This is a genomic window from Nocardioides solisilvae, from assembly GCF_003194625.1.
In the GTDB taxonomy this organism is placed as follows: Bacteria; Actinomycetota; Actinomycetes; order Propionibacteriales; family Nocardioidaceae; genus Nocardioides; species Nocardioides solisilvae.
The window spans coordinates 14,444-32,022 of the sequence record NZ_QHKX01000004.1; the positions used below are offsets into that span (position 1 = coordinate 14,444).

The window sequence follows — 17,579 nt, forward strand, 5'->3', positions numbered from 1 at the left end:
GAGTGGCCCCGTGCCCTCACCCGTCCTCCTCCCGCCGCACGCCGTGGCCCTGCGCCGGGCCGCGGTCCTCAGCGTGGTCGTCGCGGTGGCGAGCCTGCTGGCGACCACCGCCGTCTGGTTCGCGGTGGCGCGCGAGTCGCCCCGGGAGGTCGCCGAGACCCGGGGCCCCGCCCACGTCGAGGTCCTGCGCGCGTGGGACCGCCGACGGGCGCGGGCGTGGGCCGAGGGCGACCACGCCGTGCTGCGCCGGCTCTACGTCGCGGGCTCGGCCACGGGGCGGAAGGACGTCCGGATGCTCCGGCGCTACCGCGACCGGGGTCTCCGGGTCGAGGGACTGCAGACGCAGCTGGTCTCCGTGGACGTGGTGGAGCAGAAGGACGACCGCCTGGTGCTGGACGTGGTCGACCGGGTGGCCGCGGCGTTCGTCGTCGGTGACGGCGTACGCCGCGCGCTGCCGGAGGACCGCCCGACACGCCGTCGCGTGGAGGTCGTGCGGCGGGCGGGGGAGTGGCTCGTGGCCGAGGTCGTCGACGCCCCCTCGGGGTCCTAGCGGGCCGTGCCCGCGGGGTCCTGGCGCCCGGCCGCGAGGGCCGTCGCGAGGACGTCGTCGACGTCGGCGTCGGCGAAGTCGTAGCCCGCCCGCTCCAGGGCGGCCGGCCGGGCGTTCACCGAGCCGAGGAGCTCGGGGGCCATCGGACCCGTGGCCAGGCGCAGCACCGGAGCCGGGGCGGCGAGGAAGGCCGGGCGCCCGACCGCGCGGGCCAGCGCGCGGGTCATCTCCCGGTTGGTCGGGGTCCGGGGACAGCAGAGGTTGAAGGGACCCGACACGTCCCGCGACCCGGCCAGGAAGGCCACGGCGCCGACCCAGTCGCGGAGGGAGACCATCGGGAAGTACTGGTTGCCGTTGCCCAGCCTGGCCCCGAGGCCCAGCCGGAACAGCAGGGCGAGCTGGCTCAGCGGGGCGGCCCGGCGGTCCATCACCGGGGCGGTCCGCAGCACGCAGACCCGGGCGCCGGCCGCCACGGCGGGCTCGGTGGCCTCCTGCCACTCGCGGGTGACCCGGGTGAGGAGGGCGTCCCCCAGCGAGGCGGACTCCTCCGTCACCACCGCGGAGCCGTGGTCGCCGTAGAACGAGATGCCGTTGCCGGCCAGCAGCGCGGGGGGCGTCGGCGCCGCGGCGACGGCCTCGGCGAGGACGCGGGTGGTCGTCACCCGGCTCCTCCGCAGCTCCTCGGCCCAGCGTGCGGAGTGGGGGTTGCCGAGCGTCGGCGACCCGGCGAGGTTGACGACCACGTCGACCCCGTCGAGGGCGCCGGCCGCCAGTCCGCTGCCGTACGGGTCCCACCGGATCTCGCCGGTCGACGCGTCGTGCCGCACCAGACGGGTGACCTGGTGGCCCCCGCGACGCAGGTGCTCGACGAGGTGCGTGCCGAGGAAGCCGGAGGAACCCGCGACGAGGATGCGCATGGACCCAGCGTGTCAGGTCGCTGGTTGTCCTCTAGGGTCCCGGCATGTTCCCGTGGACGCCGGTACGCGCACGCTCGGCCCTCGTGTCGCTGCTGCTGGTCGCGCTCGTCGCCGGCTGCACCGGGGGTGAGCAGGACGAGCCCGCGCCGCCGGACGAGGCCGTCCCCGCCCCCGCCGTCGCGCCGGCGCCCGACCTGGAGACCGTGCGCGCGGCGCTGCGACGGGGGGTGTCGCTCCGCACCCTGCCCGACGACGTCCTGCCGCCCGCCGCCCTCGTCGCGCGGGGCAACTCCCTCGCCCCTCGGCACCAGGCGTGCGTCCTCGGCTACCTCGCGGTCGAGCACGGCGAGCGGTGCCTGCTCGGCGACCTCGACGCCGACCGCGAGGTGCTGCTGTGGGGCGACGTGCACGCCGCGCAGTGGATCCCGGCCCTCGACGCCCTGGGTCTGGAGGAGGGGTGGCGGGTGGACGTGCGGACCAAGTACGGCTGCCCGCCGCTGACCGGGACGACGGCCTGGCTGCACGCCGAGGAGCGTCCCTACGCCGAGTGCGACCAGTTCAACGCCGGCACCCTGGACATCGTCGCGCAGCAGGCCCCCGAGGTCGTGCTGGTCGCGGGCGCGGTCCGCGGCACCAGCCTCGTGAGCGACGGTGCGCCGGTCTCCCTCGGCCGCGCGACCCCGGGCAACGGCTGGGTGCCGGAGCCTGCCGAGAACGGTCTGTGGCAGGAGGGCCTGCTCAGCTCGCTCGAGGAGCTGGCGTCGCAAGGGACCCGCGTGGTCGTGCTGGGGGACACCCCCTACCCCGGGCACGACGTCCAGACCTGCCTGCAGCGGCGTCGCGACGTCCGGCGCTGCGGCACCGACCCGCGCCGGGGGACCTTCGAGGTCCACCGACGGGGCGAGGAGCGGACGGCGGCACGGGGCGACGCGACGTACGTCGACACCCGTCCGTGGTTCTGCACCCGGCGGCGCTGCCCCGCCGTCGTGGACGGCCTGGTGGTGCACCGCGACGGCTTCACGGTCGGCCGCCTCTACGCGACGTACCTGGCCCGGGTGCTCGGAAGGGCCGCCGGCCTCCTCGGCTGACGGCCCTCCCGGGTCGTGCTTCGGGCCCGCGGGGCGGACCCGGCGGGTCACACGTCGAAGGCGGCGGCCTCCAGCCGGGCCTTGACGTCGCTGAGGAACCGCGCCGCGTCGGCGCCGTCGACCAGGCGGTGGTCGTAGGTCAGCGCGAGGTAGGCCATCTGCCGGACCGCGATCGTCTCGCCCAGGTTGGGGTCGTCGATGACGACGGGCCGCTTCACCACGGCACCCGTGCCGAGGATCGCCACCTGGGGCTGGTTGATGATCGGGGTGTCGAAGAGCGCGCCGCGGCTGCCCGTGTTGGTCAGGGTGAAGGTGCCGCCGGAGAGCTCGTCGGGCGTGATCTTGTTGCTGCGGGTGCGCTCGGCGACGTCGGCGATCTTGCGGGCGAGCCCGGCGATCGACAGGTCGCCGGCGTCCTTGATCACGGGCGTGAGGAGGCCCTTCTCGGTGTCCACCGCGATCGCGAGGTTCTCGCGGTCGAAGTAGGTCACCTCGCCCTTCTCGGTGTCGATCGTCGCGTTGACCATCGGGAACGCCTTGAGGGCGTCGACCGCGGCCTTGGCGAAGAACGGCATGAAGGAGAGCTTGACGCCCTCGCGGGCCAGGAACTCGGCCTTCACCGCGTCCCGCTTGCGCGAGATCGCGGTGACGTCGACCTCGAGGACCGTGGTGAGCTGGGCGCTGGTCTGCAGCGACTCGACCATCCGCGAGGCGATCACCTTGCGCAGGCGCGACATCGGCTCGGTGCGGCCGCGCAGCGGCGACGCCTCGGCGGCCGCGGGGGCCGACGGCGCGGCGGGCGCGGACTGGGGCGCGGCAGCGGCCGGGGCCTCGGTCGCGGCCTTGGCCGCTGCGGCGGCGTCCAGCACGTCCTGCTTGCGGATCCGGCCGCCGACGCCGGTGCCCTTCACCTGGCCCAGGTCCACGCCGTGCTCGGCCGCCATCTTGCGGACCAACGGGGTGACGTAGGTGCTCTGGTCGTCGTCCCGGCTCGGCGCCGGGGCCGACTGCGGCGAGGACTGCGGCTGCTCCTGGGCGGCCACCTCCTGCTTGGGCTGCTCCTGCTGGGGCTGCTCGGCCTGCTGCGGCTGCGCCTGGGCGGCCTGCTCCTGCTGGGGCTCCTCCTGCTGGGACTGCTCGGCCTCCTCGGCCTCCTCGGCCTCCTCGGCCTGCTGGGGCTCCTCCTGCTGGGGCTCCTCCGCCGCCTGGCTGGGCGCGGCGTCGGCGGAGCCGATGAGGGCCAGCTCGGCGCCGACCTCGACCGTCTCGTCCTCGGCGACCTTCTGCTCCAGCAGGGTGCCGGCGACGGGGGAGGGGATCTCGGTGTCGACCTTGTCGGTCGAGACCTCGAGCAGGGGCTCGTCGACGGCCACCTCGTCGCCGACCTGCTTGAGCCAGCGCGTCACGGTGCCCTCGGTCACCGACTCGCCGAGCGCGGGCAGGGTGACGGGGGTGGAGCCACCGCCGCCGGAGCCACCGGAGCCACCGGACTCCTGGGCGGCCTCCTGCGCGGCGGGCTGCTCCTGGGCGGGCGCCTCCTCCTTCTCCGACTCGGGAGTCGAGTCGCCCGGGGGCAGGTCGCCGGTCTCCTGGGCGACCTGCTCCTCCTGCTCGGCCTTCTTCTCGGACTCCTGCTCGTCCTGCGGCTGGGCCTCGGGCTCCGCGGCGCCGGAGGCGTCGCCGGCGGACTCGCCCTGCTCGCCCACGACCGCCAGCACGGCGCCCACCTCGACGGTGTCGTCCTCCTCGGCCTTGATCTCCAGCAGGGTGCCGGCGACGGGGGAGGGGATCTCGGTGTCGACCTTGTCGGTGGAGACCTCGAGCAGGGGCTCGTCGACCGCCACCTCGTCGCCGACCTGCTTGAGCCAGCGCGTGACGGTGCCTTCGGTGACTGATTCGCCGAGTGCGGGGAGGGTGACTTCGGAGGCCATGGGATTCCTGTCGTCTCGAGGGTGGGTGGTCAGGAGTGTGCGTGGAGGGGCTTGCCCGCCAGGACGAGGTGGGCCTCGCCGAGGGCTTCGTTCTGGGTGGGGTGCGCGTGGACGAGAGGGGCGACGTCGGCGGCGTGGCCCTCCCAGCCGTAGACCAGCTGGGCCTCGCCGATGAGCTCGCCCACCCGGTCGCCGACCATGTGGACGCCCAGGACCGGGCCGTCCCGCAGGGCGACGAGCTTGACGAAGCCCTGGGTGCGCAGGATCTGGCTCTTGCCGTTGCCGCCGAGGTCGTAGGTGACGGTCGTGACCGCGTCGTCCCCGTGGCGCTCCCGGGCGGTCTCCTCGTCGAGGCCGCAGGAGGCCACCTCGGGGTGGCTGTAGGTCACCCGGGGGATGCCGGCCTCGTCGATCGGGGCGGGGGAGAGCCCCGCGATCTCCTCGGCCACCAGGATGCCCTGGGCGAAGCCCCGGTGGGCCAGCTGCAGGCCGGGCACGATGTCGCCGACCGCGAAGACGCCGTCGATGTTGGTGCGGCAGCGGTCGTCGGCGAGCACGAAGCCGCGGTCGGTCGCGATGCCCTGCTCCTCGAGGCCGAGCCCCTCGGTGACCGGGCCGCGGCCGACGGCGACGAGGAGGAGGTCGGCCTCGACCTCGGCGCCCCCCTCGAGGGCGACGGCGACCCCCTTCTCGGTGTGGCGGACGGACTCGAAGCGGGTCCCGGTCCGCAGGGCGATGCCACGCTTGCGGAAGGCCCGCTCGAGGGCCTTCGAGGAGGCGGGGTCCTCGCCGGCGAGGAGCCGGGGGAGGGCCTCGACGACCGTCACCTCCGCCCCGAAGCTGCGCCAGACGCTGGCGAACTCGCAGCCGATCACCCCGCCGCCCAGGACGACGACCGACGACGGCACGTGGTCCAGGGCCAGGGCGTGCTCGGAGGTCAGGACCCGCTCGCCGTCGACCTCGAGCCCGGGAAGGGTGCGGGGGCGCGAACCGGTCGCCAGCACCAGGTGGCGCCCGGTGAGGACCTGTCCGTCGACGGTGACCTCGCGGGGTCCGGTGACCCGGCCCTCGCCGTCGACGACCGTGATCCCGCGGCCCTTGACCAGCCCGGTGAGTCCCTTGAAGAGGCGCTGGACGACGCCGTCCTTGTAGGCGTTGACCCCGGCCATGTCGATGCCCTCGAAGCTGCTCAGCACCCCGAAGCTGGCGCCGTCACGCGCGGAGTCGGCGACCTCGGCGGCGTGCAGCAGCGCCTTGGTCGGGATGCAGCCGACGTGCAGGCAGGTGCCGCCCAGCTTGCCCTTCTCGACGAGCCCGACGGAGAGACCGAGCTGGGCCGCGCGCAGCGCGCACGCGTAGCCGCCGGATCCGGCCCCGAGGATGAGTACGTCGTAATCGGCCGCAGCCACGCTGTCGGTTCCCTCCCACCAGTGTCTTGCCATCCGGAGTCCTGCGATGTGAAGTCGTGCCCGCGTGACGCCGGCCACGCGGTAGGCCCCATCTTTGCACCCTTGGCAATCGTGTCCAGCACCGCCTCGGCGGGGGTCCACCCGTCACACTGTGCGCATGGGACTGTTCGACCGCTTCCGTCGTCGCGGCTCCGGGCGCATGCGGCGTCCCGCCGGGGACACCGCCCGCACCGGCTCGACCACGGTGCGCGCCGCGAACGCGGCCGACACCGACCACCTCAACGCGTGGGTGGCCGCCCGGCGCGGGGTGGAGGGCTTCGTGGAGCCGCGCACCGCGGTGAGCGACGTGACGCTGCTGCTGGTGGCCCACGACGGCGAGTGGACGCGGCGCCGCGTCCCCTCGGTGCAGTGGGCCCACAGCTTCTGCAACCACCACCGGGTGCCGTCGTACGACGCGGCGGTGGTGGGCGTCCCGCAGCGGATGCGCGACTACAACAGGCGCCGCAAGGCCGGGGGCGGCCCGCTGTGAGGGTGCTGCCTCAGCGGCCCAGCAGCCGGCGCAGCAGCACGAGGACGACCAGCGCCCCCAGCAGCCACGGCCCGTAGGTCCGGACGAGCACGGGGAGGGCGGCGCTCCCCAGGTCCAGCGCGTCCTGCCCGCGCGGTGCCTGGCCGCGCACCGGCGGCGATTGGCCGCCCACGGGCGGGGCGGCGTCCACCCCGGCCACGGCGGCGGGCGAGGTGAGCTCGGGTCCGCCCGACGGTCCCGAGGCTCCCGAGGGCCCCGGAGCACCCTGCCCCGGCGGCTCGGCGGACGCCACCTCCGGAGCGGCGTGCCGCTGCTCGAGGCAGGAGACGAACTGGCCCAGCAGCTTGTCCGAGACGTCCTGCATCACCCCTCGACCGAACTGCGCGGGCTTGCCGGTGATGGAGAGGTCGGTGGTGACGCGCACGCCGGTCCCGGACCCGGCCGCGGACATCTGGAGCACCACGTGGGCGCCGGCCGTCCCGTTGCCGCGCTTGTCCTTGCCCTTCGCGTCGATCACCATCCGGCGGCTCACCTCGTCGCGCTCGACGAAGGTCCCCGACCCGTTGTAGACCAGTGCGATCGGCCCCAGCTTGACCTTCACCGACCCGGCGAACCCCTCGGCGTCCGCCGAGCTGACCGTGGCGCCGGGGAAGCACTCCGCCAGCGACCCGATGTCCTGGAACTCGGCCCAGGCCTCCTCGACGGGCAGGGGCAGCGAGAAGGAGTGCTCGAGCTCCACCTCAGCCCCCCGCCGCCGCCACGACGGCGCGTGCGGTGAGCACGCCGGCCAGGTGCCTGCGGTAGTCGGCGTCCCCGTTGAGGTCGCTCGGCGGGTCGGTGCCCTCGGTCGCCCGTTCAGCCGCCTCCCGGACGCCGTCGAGGGTGGGCGTCGCCCCGACGAGCGCCTCCTCGACGCCGCGGGCGCGCAGGTAGGTGGGCCCCATGTTGGTCAGCCCGACGCGGGCCTCCGCGATGGTGCCGCCCTCGAGCCGCACCGAGGCGGCCACCGCCACGATCGGCCACTGGTGGACGACCCGGACGAACTTCTCGTAGTGGCCGCCCCACCCCGTGTGCTTGGGGATCCGCACCGCGGTGAGGATCTCGTCGTCCCCGAGGGCGGTCTCGAAGAGGCCGAGGAAGAACTGGTCGGCCGGGACCGTCCGGGCGCCGCCGGGGCCGGTGACCTCCAGCTCGGCCCCCAGCGACAGGACGCAGGCGCCCTGGTCGCCCGCGGGGTCGGCGTGCGCGAGGGCGCCGCCGAGCGTGCCGCGGTGCCGGATCTGGGAGTCGGCGAGCTGGTCGGTGGCGTGGGCGAGCACGGCGGCGTGGGTGCGGACGAGGTCGCTGGTGCGCACCTCGTGGTGGGTGGTCATGGCGCCGACGACGAGGTGGTCGCCCTCCTCGCGGATGCCGCGCAGGCTGTCGATCCGCCCGAGGTCCACGACCACCTCGGGGGTGTTGAGCCGCATCCTCAGGACCGGGAGGAGGGACTGCCCGCCGGCCACGACCTTGGCGTCGTCCCCGTGCTCGGCGAGGGCGGCCAGCGCCTCCTCGACCGTGGTGGGGGCGAGGTAGTCGAACGGTGCCGGGATCATGCGCCTGCTCCTTCCGTGCTGCTGCGGCCCGGTTCGTCGGCGTCGAAGTGCGGCATCGCCGCGGGCTCGGTGGGCTCCTGCGCCGCGCGGGCGTCCTGGATCGCCCGCCACACCCGCTCCGGGGTGCACGGCATCCGCACGTCGTTCACGCCGAGGTGGCGGACGGCGTCCACGACGGCGTTGACCACGGCCGGGGTGGAGGCGATCGTGCCGGCCTCGCCGACTCCCTTGGTGCCCAGGGAGTTCGAGGTCGCCGGCGACGTGGTGTGGTCGACGTCGAAGCTGATGGTGTCCGCCGCGGTCGGCAGCAGGTAGTCGACGAAGGAGCCCGAGACCAGCGTGCCCGCGTCGTCGTGGACCGCCTCCTCCCAGAGCGCCTGGGCGATGCCCTGGACGAGGCCGCCGTGCACCTGGCCCTCGACGATCAGCGGGTTGATGATGTTGCCGACGTCGTCGCAGGCGACGTACTTGCGCATCTTCACGGCGCCCGTCTCGGTGTCCACCTCCATCGCGCACAGGTGGGTGCCGTGCGGGAAGGAGAAGTTCTCCGGGTCGTAGGTGGCGTCGGAGTCCAGCGAGGGCTCGACACCCTCGGGCATGTCGTGGGCGGCGAAGACCGCGGAGGCCACCTCGGTGAGGGCCATCCCCTGGTCGGTGCCCCGCACGGTGAAGCGGCCGTCGCGGAACTCGAGGTCGTCGGCGCTCGCCTCGAGCAGGTGGGCGGCGACGACCCGGGCCTTCTCGACCACCTTGTCCGCCGCCTTGACCACCGCCTCGCCGCCGACCACCAGGGAGCGCGAGCCGTAGGTGTCCAGGCCGCGCGGCGAGACCTGGGTGTCGCCGTGCAGGATCTCGACCGCCTCGAACGGGACGCCGAGCCGGTCGGCGACGATCTGGCTGAACGCCGTCTCGTGGCCCTGCCCGTGGGGGCTGACGCCGACCACCACCTCGACGGTCCCGGTGGGGAGCATCCGGACGCTCGCGTGCTCCCAGCCGCCGGCGCCGTAGTCGAGCGAGCCGAGCACCCGGCTGGGCGCCAGCCCGCACATCTCGGTGAAGGTCGAGACGCCGATGCCGAGCTGGACCGGGTCGCCGGCCTCGCGGCGCCGGGCCTGCTCCGCGCGCAGCTCGTCGTAGCCGAACATCTCCCGGGCCTTCGCGGTGGCGGCCTCGTAGTTGCCCGAGTCGTACTCGAGCCCGCACACGCTGGTGAACGGGAACTCCTCGTGGGTGATCCAGTTGCGCTCCCGGACCTCGAGGGGGTCCACGCCGAGCTCGGTGGCGAGCTCGTCCATCAGCCGCTCGATCGCGAAGGTCGCCTCCGGCCGGCCCGCGCCCCGGTAGGCGTCGGTCCAGGTCTTGTTGGTCAGCACCGTCTGCACCGCGAAGTGGTAGGCGGGGAACTTGTAGATCGCGTTGAACATGAACGCCCCGAGCACCGGGACGCCGCCGCCGACCAGCGAGACGTGGGAGCCCAGGTCGGCCAGCAGCTCGACCTTGAGCCCCGTGACCCGCCCGTCCTTGGTGGCGGCCAGCGTGAGCGTCTGCCACTGGTCCCGGCCGTGGTGGCCGGCGACCAGCGACTCCGAGCGGGTCTCGGTGTACTTGGCGGGCCGCCCGAGGTGCCGGGCGACGGCCACGGTGATCCACTCCTCGGGGGTTGTCTGCAGCTTGCCGCCGAAGCCGCCCCCGACGTCGGGGGCGACGACCCGGATCTTCGACTCGGGCATCCCGGTGGTCGCGGCCAGCGCGAAGCGGACGATGTGCGGCACCTGGGTGGAGGTCCAGAGGGTCAGCTGCTCGCCGGTGGGGTCGCAGAGCACGCTGCGCGGCTCCATGAAGGCGGGGATCAGCCGCTGCTGCCGGTACTCGCGCTCGATGACGATGCCGTCCGCGCGGGCGGCGGCGATGGCCTCCTCCACGTCGCCGCCGGTCCCGGCCTGGGCGGAGTCGAAGACCCAGTACGCCGACTTGTTGGTGCCGAGGTCGGGGTGCGCCAGGACCGTGTCGGCCGCCGCCTCCTTGAGGTCCAGCGCGGCGGGCAGCTCCTCGTAGTCGACGTCCACCAGCTCGGCCGCGTCCCGGGCCGCCGCGGCGCTGCGGGCCGCCACCACCGCGACGACCTCGCCGGCGAAGGTGGCGCGCTCGGTGGCGATCGGGGTGTGGGTGGGGGCCTTCTGGTCGGGCGTGATCGGCCACGCGTTGATCAGCACGCCCTGCAGCTCGGCCAGGTCGGCGGCGGTGAAGACGCCGACGACGTTCGGGGCGGAGCGGGCGGCGTCGGTGTCGATCGAGGCGATCCGGGCGTGCGCGAAGGGGCTGCGCACCATGGCGAGGTGGAGCATCCCCGGCAGCACGAGGTTGTCGGTCCACCGGGTGCGGCCCGTGATCAGCCGCTGGTCCTCCTTGCGTCGCCGGGCTCGCCCGATCTCGGCCTTCTCGCCGGCGGCGGCGGCGCCGCGCTCCTCGGTGACGGTCACTGGGCACCTCCCGCCGCGTGCAGCACGGAGCGCACGATGTTGTGGTAGCCCGTGCACCGGCAGAGGTTGCCCTCCAGGCCGTGGCGCACCTCGTCCTCGGTGGGGCTGGGGTTCTCGGCCAGCAGGTCGATGCTCTGCATGATCATCCCGGGGGTGCAGAAGCCGCACTGCAGCCCGTGGCACTCGCGGAACGCCTCCTGGACCGGGTGCAGCTCGCCGCCCCGGGCCAGCCCCTCGATGGTGGTGACCTCGTGGCCGTCGGCCTGGACCGCCAGGACGTTGCAGCTCTTCACGCTGCGCCCGTCGAGGTGGACGGTGCAGGCACCGCAGTTGCTGGTGTCGCAGCCGATCACGGTGCCGGTCTTCCCGAGGTGCTCGCGCAGGTAGTGGACGAGCAGCGTGCGGGGCTCGACGTCGTCGGTGACCTGCTCGCCGTCGACGGTGAGGGTGATCCGGGCCATGGCGCCTCCTGGTCGGTCGGGCTGTGACGCAGGTCACGCTAGGGCCGGACGGTTGGCGGAGGGTTGGTCCGGACCGGACCGGCCGCTCAGCCCCGGGCGGCCGCGAGCCGACCGCGCAGGAGCGGCGCGGCGGGGTGCCGGTGGGCCCCGGGGCTGGCCAGGCAGGCCTCCACGACCGCGGTGTCGTAGGGGACCAGCTCGCTGTAGCGCAGGACCGCCTCCGGCTCGGGGTGGGCGAGGAGCGCCTCGCGCAGCGCCACCGCGACGTACGCCCCCGTCTCGACCAGTGCCGGCGACTCCGTGCCGGGGAGCAGCTCGCCCCCGTACGCCGTGACGGCGGCCCGCGCGTCGCCCGCGCGCAGCGCGTCGAGGACCTCCTCGACGTCGGTCCGGACCGGGAGGTCCAGCCGGTAGGGGCGGGAGGTGAGCCTGCCGCCCAGCAGGCTGCGCAGGTGCGAGACCTCGGCCTTCACGGTGGAGGCCGTCACCGGGTGGTCCCCGTAGAGCTGGGTGCGCAGCTGGTCGAGGGAGAGGCCGTCGGGGCGCAGCGCCAGCAGGGCCAGCACCTCGGCCTGCCGGCGGGTGAGGCGGAGCCGCTCGCCGTCCAGGACCGCCTCCGTGCGGCCCAGCAGGCGGAGCGAGAGCCCCTGGCGCGGGGTCACCGGGACGGCGTCCTCGATGAGGCGCGCCAGCACCCGGGCGGTGGCCAAGCCGATCGGGTGGGTCCGGTCCCAGGTGGTGGAGAGGTCGACCACCCCCAGCACCCGGCCGGACCCGGGGTCGCGGACCGGGGCCGCCCAGCAGACCCACCCGTGCACGATCGGGGCGTAGTGCTCGGCGCTGAAGACCTTGGAGGGCCGGCTCCGCCGGTTGGCCAGGGCCAGGGCGTTGGTCCCCACGCTGCCCTCGTCCCACCGGGCCCCCGGCACGAAGTTCACGCTCTCGGCGCGCCGGCGCATCACCCGGCCGCCGTGGGTCCAGAGCAGCCGGGTGTCGGGATCGGTCACGGCCAGGACGAGGTCCCCGTCCTCGGCCGTGCGGCGCAGGTCCTCGGCGACCCGGGAGACCGCGACCCTCAGGGGGGAGTGGAGCCAGAGCTCGCGGGTGTCGTCCTCGTCGGCCAGCGGCGCGGCCGTCAGGGCGGTCGGGACGCCGCTCGACCGCCGCCAGCTCTGCCGGATCTCGGGGCGGACGGCGGCCGCGCCCTCGGCGCCGTGCTCCTGCACGAGGGCGGTCCACGCCCGCAGCGCCACCTGTCGTTGCGCCTCCAGCGGGGAGCCGTGCATGGGCCGACCGTAGCAGCCCGGGTGTGAGCGCGGTCACACGTCGGCGCCGTGGATCCTCCCGTCGGTGCGGGCGAGCGGAGCGCCGGAGCCGCCCCACCGGTGGGCGATGATCTCGGCCGCGACGCTGACGGCCGTCTCCTCGGGCGTGCGTGCGCCGAGGTCCAGGCCGATCGGGCTGCGGAGCCGGGCGAGCTCCGCCTCGGTCACCCCGGCCTCCAGCAGCCGCCGGGTCCGGTCCTCGTGGGTCCGGCGGGAGCCCATCGCCCCGACGTAGGCCACCTCCGGCAGCCGGAGCGCAACCTCGAGCAGGGGGACGTCGAACTTCGGGTCGTGGGTGAGCACGCACAGCACCGTGCGCCCGTCCACGCGCCCCGCCCCGGCCTCGGCGGCCAGGTAGCGGTGCGGCCACTCGACCACCACCTCGTCGGCCTCGGGGAAGCGGCCGGGGGTGGCGAAGACCGGGCGGGCGTCGCAGACCGTCACGCGGTAGCCGAGGAACGAGCCCACGCTCGCCACGGCCGCGGCGAAGTCGATCGCCCCGAAGACGACCATCCGGGGCGGGGGAGCGAAGGCCCACACGAAGACCTGCTGCCCCTCCCCGCGCCGCTCGCCGTCCGGGCCGTAGCCGAGGACGGCGTGGTGCCCCGCCGCGAGGAGCCCCAGCGCGTCGTCGTGGACCGCCGCGTCGACCCGGGGCGAGCCCAGGGAGCCGTGCGGCGGCTCGCCCGGCCGCAGCAGGGTGCGGAGACCGACCCGGTCGGGGTCGGGGTGCGCGATCACCGTGGCCACGGCCACCGGCCGACCGGCCTCGAGGTCGGCGGCCACCTCCTCCAGCTCGGGGAACGAGTCGCGGTCCACCTTCTCGACGAAGACGTCGAGCACGCCCCCGCAGGTCAGCCCCACGGCGAAGGCGTCGTCGTCGGAGACGCCGTACCGCTGCAGGACCGGGCGCCCCGAGCCGACGACGTCGCGGGCCAGCTCGTAGACCGCCCCCTCCACGCACCCGCCCGACACCGACCCGAAGGCGGCGCCGTCCGGCCCGACCAGCATCGAGGCGCCGGGCGGCCGGGGGGCGGAGCGGAAGGTGGCCACCACGGTGCCGACGCCGACGCTCTCGCCGGCCCGCCACCACGACAGCAGCTGGGGGAGCACCTCACGCACGGCGGACCACCTCCACGAGGTCGGCGAAGGTGGCCAGGGAGTGTCCGGCCAGGAAGTCGTCGACGTGGGGGAGGACTGCCCTGACCCCGCCCTGCACCGGCTCGTAGCCGGGCTTGCCGCGGTGGGGGTTGACCCACACCGTGCGGTGGGCGAGCCGCCCGAGGCGGGCCGCCTGCTCGCCCAGGAGGTCGGGGTCGCCCCGCTCCCAGCCGTCGCTGAGCACGACGACCACGGCCCCTCGCACCAGACCGGCCTGCCCCCAGCGGTCCAGCAGGAAGCGCAGGGACTCGCCGAGGCGGGTCCCGCCCGCCCAGTCGGGCACCACGTCTCCGGCCGCGGCCAGCGCCCGGTCGGGGTCGCGCAGGGCGAGGGCCCGGGTGATCCGCGTGACCCGGGTCCCGACGGTGAAGACCTCCACCGGCCCGGAGGAGGCGGTGACGAACCGGTGGGCCAGCCTGAGTAGCGCGTCGGCGTAGGGACCCATCGAGCCGCTCACGTCGACCAGGAGCACGACCCGACGCGGGCGGCGGGCCCGCCGGCGCAGCTCCAGCCGGGCCGGCTCGCCGCCGAGCCGCAGCGAGGCGCGCAGCGTGCGCGGGAGGTCGACCGTGCCCCGCCGCCACGGCTGGTGCCGGGCCGACCGGCGCAGCGGGGCCACCGGACGCAGCCCCTCGAAGAGGCCGGCCAGCCGACGGCGCTCCTCGTCGTCGAGGTCGGCGACGTCGCGGTGCCGCAGCACCTCCGTCCCGCTCGCGGTCGCGCGCAGCCGCTCCTCGGCGTCGCCGCCCTCGTCGGCGGCGTCCGGGGCCAGCTCGGCGCGGCGCTCGGTCGGCGGGGGCGGCGCGGACGGGGCGGCGCGGGGCCCGTCGCCGTCGTGCCAGGCGCCGAACCAGGCGTCGAGGACGGCGTCGAACCGCGCGAGGTCCTCCGGCCCGGAGCAGAGGGTGGCCCGGCCCGCCTGCCGGGTGGCCGCCCGGTCGCCGAGGCCGAGGGTGGCGACGGCCTCGAGGAACCCCCGCGCCCGGTCCGGGGTGACCGGCACCCCGGCGTCCCCGGCCGCGCGCGCGAGCCCCAGCAGGGCCTCGTCGGCCGGGGCGTGGACCGGGACGGTGCTCATCGCGCCACCATCCGCGCCAGCGCCCGCCTCGCCCGGTCGGTGTCCTCGCGGTGCTTGACCAGGGCGCCGAGGGTGCGGGCGGCGGAGTCGAGGTCCACCTGCGCCACGCCCAGGTGGTGCAGGGCGCGGGCCCAGTCGAGGGTCTCGGCGACCCCGGGCGGCTTCACCAGGTCCGCCTCGTGGCGCAGGGCCTGGACCACCTCCGCGGCCTGTCGGGCGAGCGCCTCGGGGACCTCCGGGGCGCGGGAGCGGACGATCGCGACCTCCCGGGCCAGGTCGGGGTGGTCGATCCAGTGGTAGAGGCAGCGACGCTTGAGGGCGTCGTGCAGGTCGCGGGTGCGGTTGGAGGTCAGGACGACGAGCGGCGGGGTCGCGGCCCGCACCGTGCCGAGCTCGGGGACGGAGACCTGGTAGGTCGAGAGGACCTCCAGGAGGAACGCCTCGAACTCGTCGTCGGCGCGGTCGACCTCGTCGACCAGCAGCACCGCGGGCGCCTGCTGGAGCGCGCGCAGCACGGGCCGGGCGAGCAGGAACCGCTCGTCGTAGAGACCCTTCTCCGCCTCCTCGGCGTCGGCGGCCGCGCCGGCGGCCTCCAGGGCCCGCAGGTGGAGCACCTGGCGGGGGAAGTCCCAGTCGTAGAGGGCCTGGGTGGCGTCGATGCCCTCGTAGCACTGGAGCCGGACCAGCGGCTGGTCGAGCGCCTCGGCGAGGGCCTCGGCCAACGAGGTCTTGCCCGTGCCGGGCTCGCCCTCGAGGAGCAGGGGCCGCTGCATGCGGCGCGCGAGGTGGACCACGACGGCCAGCGAGTCGTCGCAGACGTAGCCCGTGCGGCGCAGTGCCGCAGCCACCTCGTCCACCGTCTCCATGCCTGCAGGGTAGGCGCGCGGGCGTTGGTCGAGGGTTGGGCCGGTCAGCGCTCGTCCGGTCCGGGCTCGTCCCGGTCGAGCCCCCGGGCCAGGTCGCCGCACTCCACCAGGCGGTGCGGGTGGGCGGCCAGGTGGTCGCGGGCCCCGCGGTCGCCGCGCGCCGAGCCCAGCACGGCCGCCCAGTGGGCCCGCCCGAGCAGCACGGGGTGCCCGGGGTGCCCGGAGTACGCCGCCCTGGCGAGGACCTCGGGACCGTCGGCCGCCGCGACCAGCCGGGCCGCCACGGCCGCGCCGACGTCGGGGAGGTCGACGAGGTGCACCAGCGCCGCGACGACGTCGGCGGGGGCTGCCTCGAGGTGCCGCAGGCCGCAGCGGAGCGAGGCCCCCATGCCCTCGGCCCAGCCGGCGCAGTCGACGAGGTCGACCTCGCGCGGGGTCCCCTCCGCGGCCAGGAGTGCGCGCGCCTCCCCGGCCCCGGCGCCGAGCACCACCGCCGAGGGGGAGCAGCCGGCGAGCGACAGGACGTCGAGGGAGCGGGTGAGCCAGGCCGTGCCGTCGGCCTCGCGGGCCAGGGCCTTGGGCCCGCCGAACCTCGTGCCGGCCCCCGCGGCGAGCAGCAGCCCGGCGACGCGCACGGGGTCAGTCGGTGGCCGTCGCGGCCAGGCCGCGCACGAGCTCGACCAGGGTGGCCACGCCGAAGCCGGTGCCGCCCGACGTCCACTCGCCGAACGGGCCGCCGGAGTTGAAGGACGGGCCGGCGATGTCGAGGTGGGCCCACGGCCGCCCGTCGGTGAACTCGCGCAGGAAGGCGGCGGCGTACAGCCCGCCGCCCCAGCGGACCCAGTCGTGCTGGGCGAGGTCGGCCACCTTGCTGCTGCGGATCCGCTCCGACATCTCCTCGGGGATGGGCATCGGCCACAGCGCCTCGCCGGACCGCTCGCCCGCCGCCAGCACCTGCTCGACGGTCTCGTCGGTGCCCAGGACGCCGCAGACCTTGTCGCCGAGGGCGAGCACCATGTGGCCGGTGAGGGTGGCGACGTCCACGACGAGGTCGGGCTCCTCCTCGCCGGCCAGGACCAGCGCGTCGGCGAGCACGAGCCGGCCCTCGGCGTCGGTGTTGAGGACCTCCACGGTGCGGCCGCCGCGGATGGTGAGGACGTCGCCGGGCCGGGTGGCGGAGCCGGAGACCATGTTCTCGGCCATCGGGGCCCACGCGGTGACGGCCACCGGCAGGCCCAGCCGGGCCACGGCCAGGGTGGCCTGGAGCACCGCAGCGGCGCCGGCCATGTCGGACTTCATCGTGCCCATGCTGCTCGAGGGCTTGATGGTCAGGCCGCCGGAGTCGAAGGTGATCCCCTTGCCGACCAGGGCGATGCGGGCGACGGCGCCCTTGGGGCGGTAGTCGAGCTTGACCAGGCGCGGCGGGGCGTCGGACCCGGCACCGACGCCCAGGATGCCTCCGCAGCCGAGCCCGGACAGGGCCTCCTCGTCGAGGACCTCGAGCGTCACCTTCGGGGCGCCGCGGCCCTTGGTGGCGACCCGGTGGGCCTCGGTGACCGCGTCGGCGAAGAGGGCGGGGGTGAAGCGGCCGGGCGGCTCGTTGACCCAGTCGCGGGTCGTGGCGACCGCCTCGGCGACCACCTGCGCCTCCTCGAACGCCGCCCGGGCCGCGTCGTCGCGGGCGAGGGGGGAGAGGACGACCAGGTCGGCGGGGGTGTCGTCGCCGTCGGCCTGCTTGTAGCGGGTGAACGTGTAGCCCCCGAGCCGGAAGCCCGCGACCGCCGCCGCGACCAGGGCGGGCTCGTCGGCGGGCAGCGCGAGCGCGACGGAGGCGGCGTTGCGGACGTTGCGGGCCGCGACCCCCGCGGCCCGCCGCACCGAGACGAGGTCCGTGCCGGTGCCGAGGCCGACGAGCACGAGCACGGGGGTGCTGAGGGTGCCACCGGTGGGGATCCGCACCGCCTCGCCGGCCTTGCCGGTGACGCCCATCGAGGAGAGGAGCGGGCGCAGCTTGCGGCCGAAGGCTGCCCCGACGTCCTCGCCACCCGGGGCCAGCTCGGGCCCCTTCGGGCCCTGGCGGACGCCGACGACCACCGCGTCCGCCCTGGTCTTGGCGGGACTGGCCTTGCGGAGCGTGTAGGTCGTCGTCACCCCGGCAGGATAGCCGCGGCCCACCCCCGCTCCGCAGG

The 17,579-nt window shown here is 75.5% G+C and carries 16 protein-coding genes; 3 read left to right on the forward strand and 13 right to left on the reverse strand.

The window, feature by feature from the left end:
• Positions 1-10 precede the first annotated feature (10 nt).
• Positions 11-550, forward strand: coding sequence for a hypothetical protein (locus tag DNK53_RS15300; protein ID WP_110183221.1), 540 nt, complete (start codon positions 11-13; stop codon positions 548-550).
• Here the strand turns inward: DNK53_RS15300 and DNK53_RS15305 are convergent.
• On the reverse strand, positions 547-1,467 hold the full coding sequence (locus DNK53_RS15305) for a TIGR01777 family oxidoreductase (RefSeq protein ID WP_110183222.1): 921 nt from the start codon (positions 1,465-1,467) through the stop codon (positions 547-549). The genes DNK53_RS15300 and DNK53_RS15305 overlap by 4 nt on opposite strands.
• Before the next feature lie 44 nt (positions 1,468-1,511).
• Here DNK53_RS15305 and DNK53_RS15310 point away from each other — a divergent pair, with 44 nt between their 5' ends.
• Entirely contained in the window at positions 1,512-2,555 is a 1,044-nt protein-coding gene (locus tag DNK53_RS15310; protein ID WP_162599980.1) for an SGNH hydrolase domain-containing protein, read from the forward strand.
• A gap of 47 nt (positions 2,556-2,602) precedes the next feature.
• On the opposite strand, the gene sucB is transcribed toward DNK53_RS15310, so the two are convergent.
• Positions 2,603-4,486: a 2-oxoglutarate dehydrogenase, E2 component, dihydrolipoamide succinyltransferase gene (gene sucB, locus DNK53_RS15315; protein WP_110183224.1), complete on the reverse strand. Its 1,884-nt coding sequence runs from the start codon at positions 4,484-4,486 to the stop codon at positions 2,603-2,605.
• Between the two features lie 29 nt (positions 4,487-4,515).
• Positions 4,516-5,895: a dihydrolipoyl dehydrogenase gene (gene lpdA, locus DNK53_RS15320; protein WP_239456573.1), complete on the reverse strand. Its 1,380-nt coding sequence runs from the start codon at positions 5,893-5,895 to the stop codon at positions 4,516-4,518.
• A 157-nt stretch (positions 5,896-6,052) separates the two neighbouring features.
• Between lpdA and DNK53_RS15325 the strand changes: the two genes are divergently transcribed.
• Positions 6,053-6,424 (forward strand): hypothetical protein, encoded by a 372-nt coding sequence (locus DNK53_RS15325; RefSeq protein ID WP_239456574.1) that lies wholly within the window; start codon positions 6,053-6,055, stop codon positions 6,422-6,424.
• Between the two features lie 10 nt (positions 6,425-6,434).
• On the opposite strand, the gene DNK53_RS15330 is transcribed toward DNK53_RS15325, so the two are convergent.
• The 10 genes from DNK53_RS15330 to DNK53_RS15375 form a co-directional block, all read right to left on the reverse strand.
• Positions 6,435-7,163, reverse strand: coding sequence for an SRPBCC family protein (locus tag DNK53_RS15330; RefSeq protein WP_110183226.1), 729 nt, complete (start codon positions 7,161-7,163; stop codon positions 6,435-6,437).
• A gap of 1 nt (position 7,164) precedes the next feature.
• Positions 7,165-8,019: an FAD binding domain-containing protein gene (locus tag DNK53_RS15335; RefSeq protein WP_110183227.1), complete on the reverse strand. Its 855-nt coding sequence runs from the start codon at positions 8,017-8,019 to the stop codon at positions 7,165-7,167.
• Positions 8,016-10,499 (reverse strand): xanthine dehydrogenase family protein molybdopterin-binding subunit, encoded by a 2,484-nt coding sequence (locus tag DNK53_RS15340; RefSeq protein ID WP_110183228.1) that lies wholly within the window; start codon positions 10,497-10,499, stop codon positions 8,016-8,018. The genes DNK53_RS15335 and DNK53_RS15340 overlap by 4 nt, the downstream gene beginning before the upstream one ends.
• Positions 10,496-10,960: a (2Fe-2S)-binding protein gene (locus DNK53_RS15345; protein WP_110183229.1), complete on the reverse strand. Its 465-nt coding sequence runs from the start codon at positions 10,958-10,960 to the stop codon at positions 10,496-10,498. The genes DNK53_RS15340 and DNK53_RS15345 overlap by 4 nt, the downstream gene beginning before the upstream one ends.
• Positions 10,961-11,046: 86 nt before the next feature.
• Positions 11,047-12,246, reverse strand: coding sequence for a sigma-54-dependent transcriptional regulator family protein (locus tag DNK53_RS15350; protein ID WP_110183230.1), 1,200 nt, complete (start codon positions 12,244-12,246; stop codon positions 11,047-11,049).
• Positions 12,247-12,279: 33 nt separating this feature from the next.
• A complete protein-coding gene (locus DNK53_RS15355; protein ID WP_110183231.1) occupies positions 12,280-13,407 on the reverse strand; it encodes an XdhC family protein in 1,128 nt (375 codons plus the stop codon).
• Entirely contained in the window at positions 13,400-14,524 is a 1,125-nt protein-coding gene (locus tag DNK53_RS15360) for a vWA domain-containing protein (protein WP_110183232.1), read from the reverse strand. Before DNK53_RS15360 ends, DNK53_RS15355 begins: the two co-directional genes overlap by 8 nt.
• The gene (locus DNK53_RS15365; RefSeq protein ID WP_110183233.1) at positions 14,521-15,390 is read right to left on the reverse strand and encodes an AAA family ATPase; all 870 of its coding nucleotides are present in this window, start codon (positions 15,388-15,390) and stop codon (positions 14,521-14,523) included. Before DNK53_RS15365 ends, DNK53_RS15360 begins: the two co-directional genes overlap by 4 nt.
• A gap of 44 nt (positions 15,391-15,434) precedes the next feature.
• Complete coding sequence (locus DNK53_RS15370; RefSeq protein ID WP_110183234.1) at positions 15,435-16,025, reverse strand: nucleotidyltransferase family protein; 591 nt, start codon at positions 16,023-16,025, stop codon at positions 15,435-15,437.
• A gap of 4 nt (positions 16,026-16,029) precedes the next feature.
• The gene (locus tag DNK53_RS15375; protein ID WP_239456575.1) at positions 16,030-17,541 is read right to left on the reverse strand and encodes a leucyl aminopeptidase; all 1,512 of its coding nucleotides are present in this window, start codon (positions 17,539-17,541) and stop codon (positions 16,030-16,032) included.
• Between the last annotated feature and the right edge of the window lie 38 nt (positions 17,542-17,579).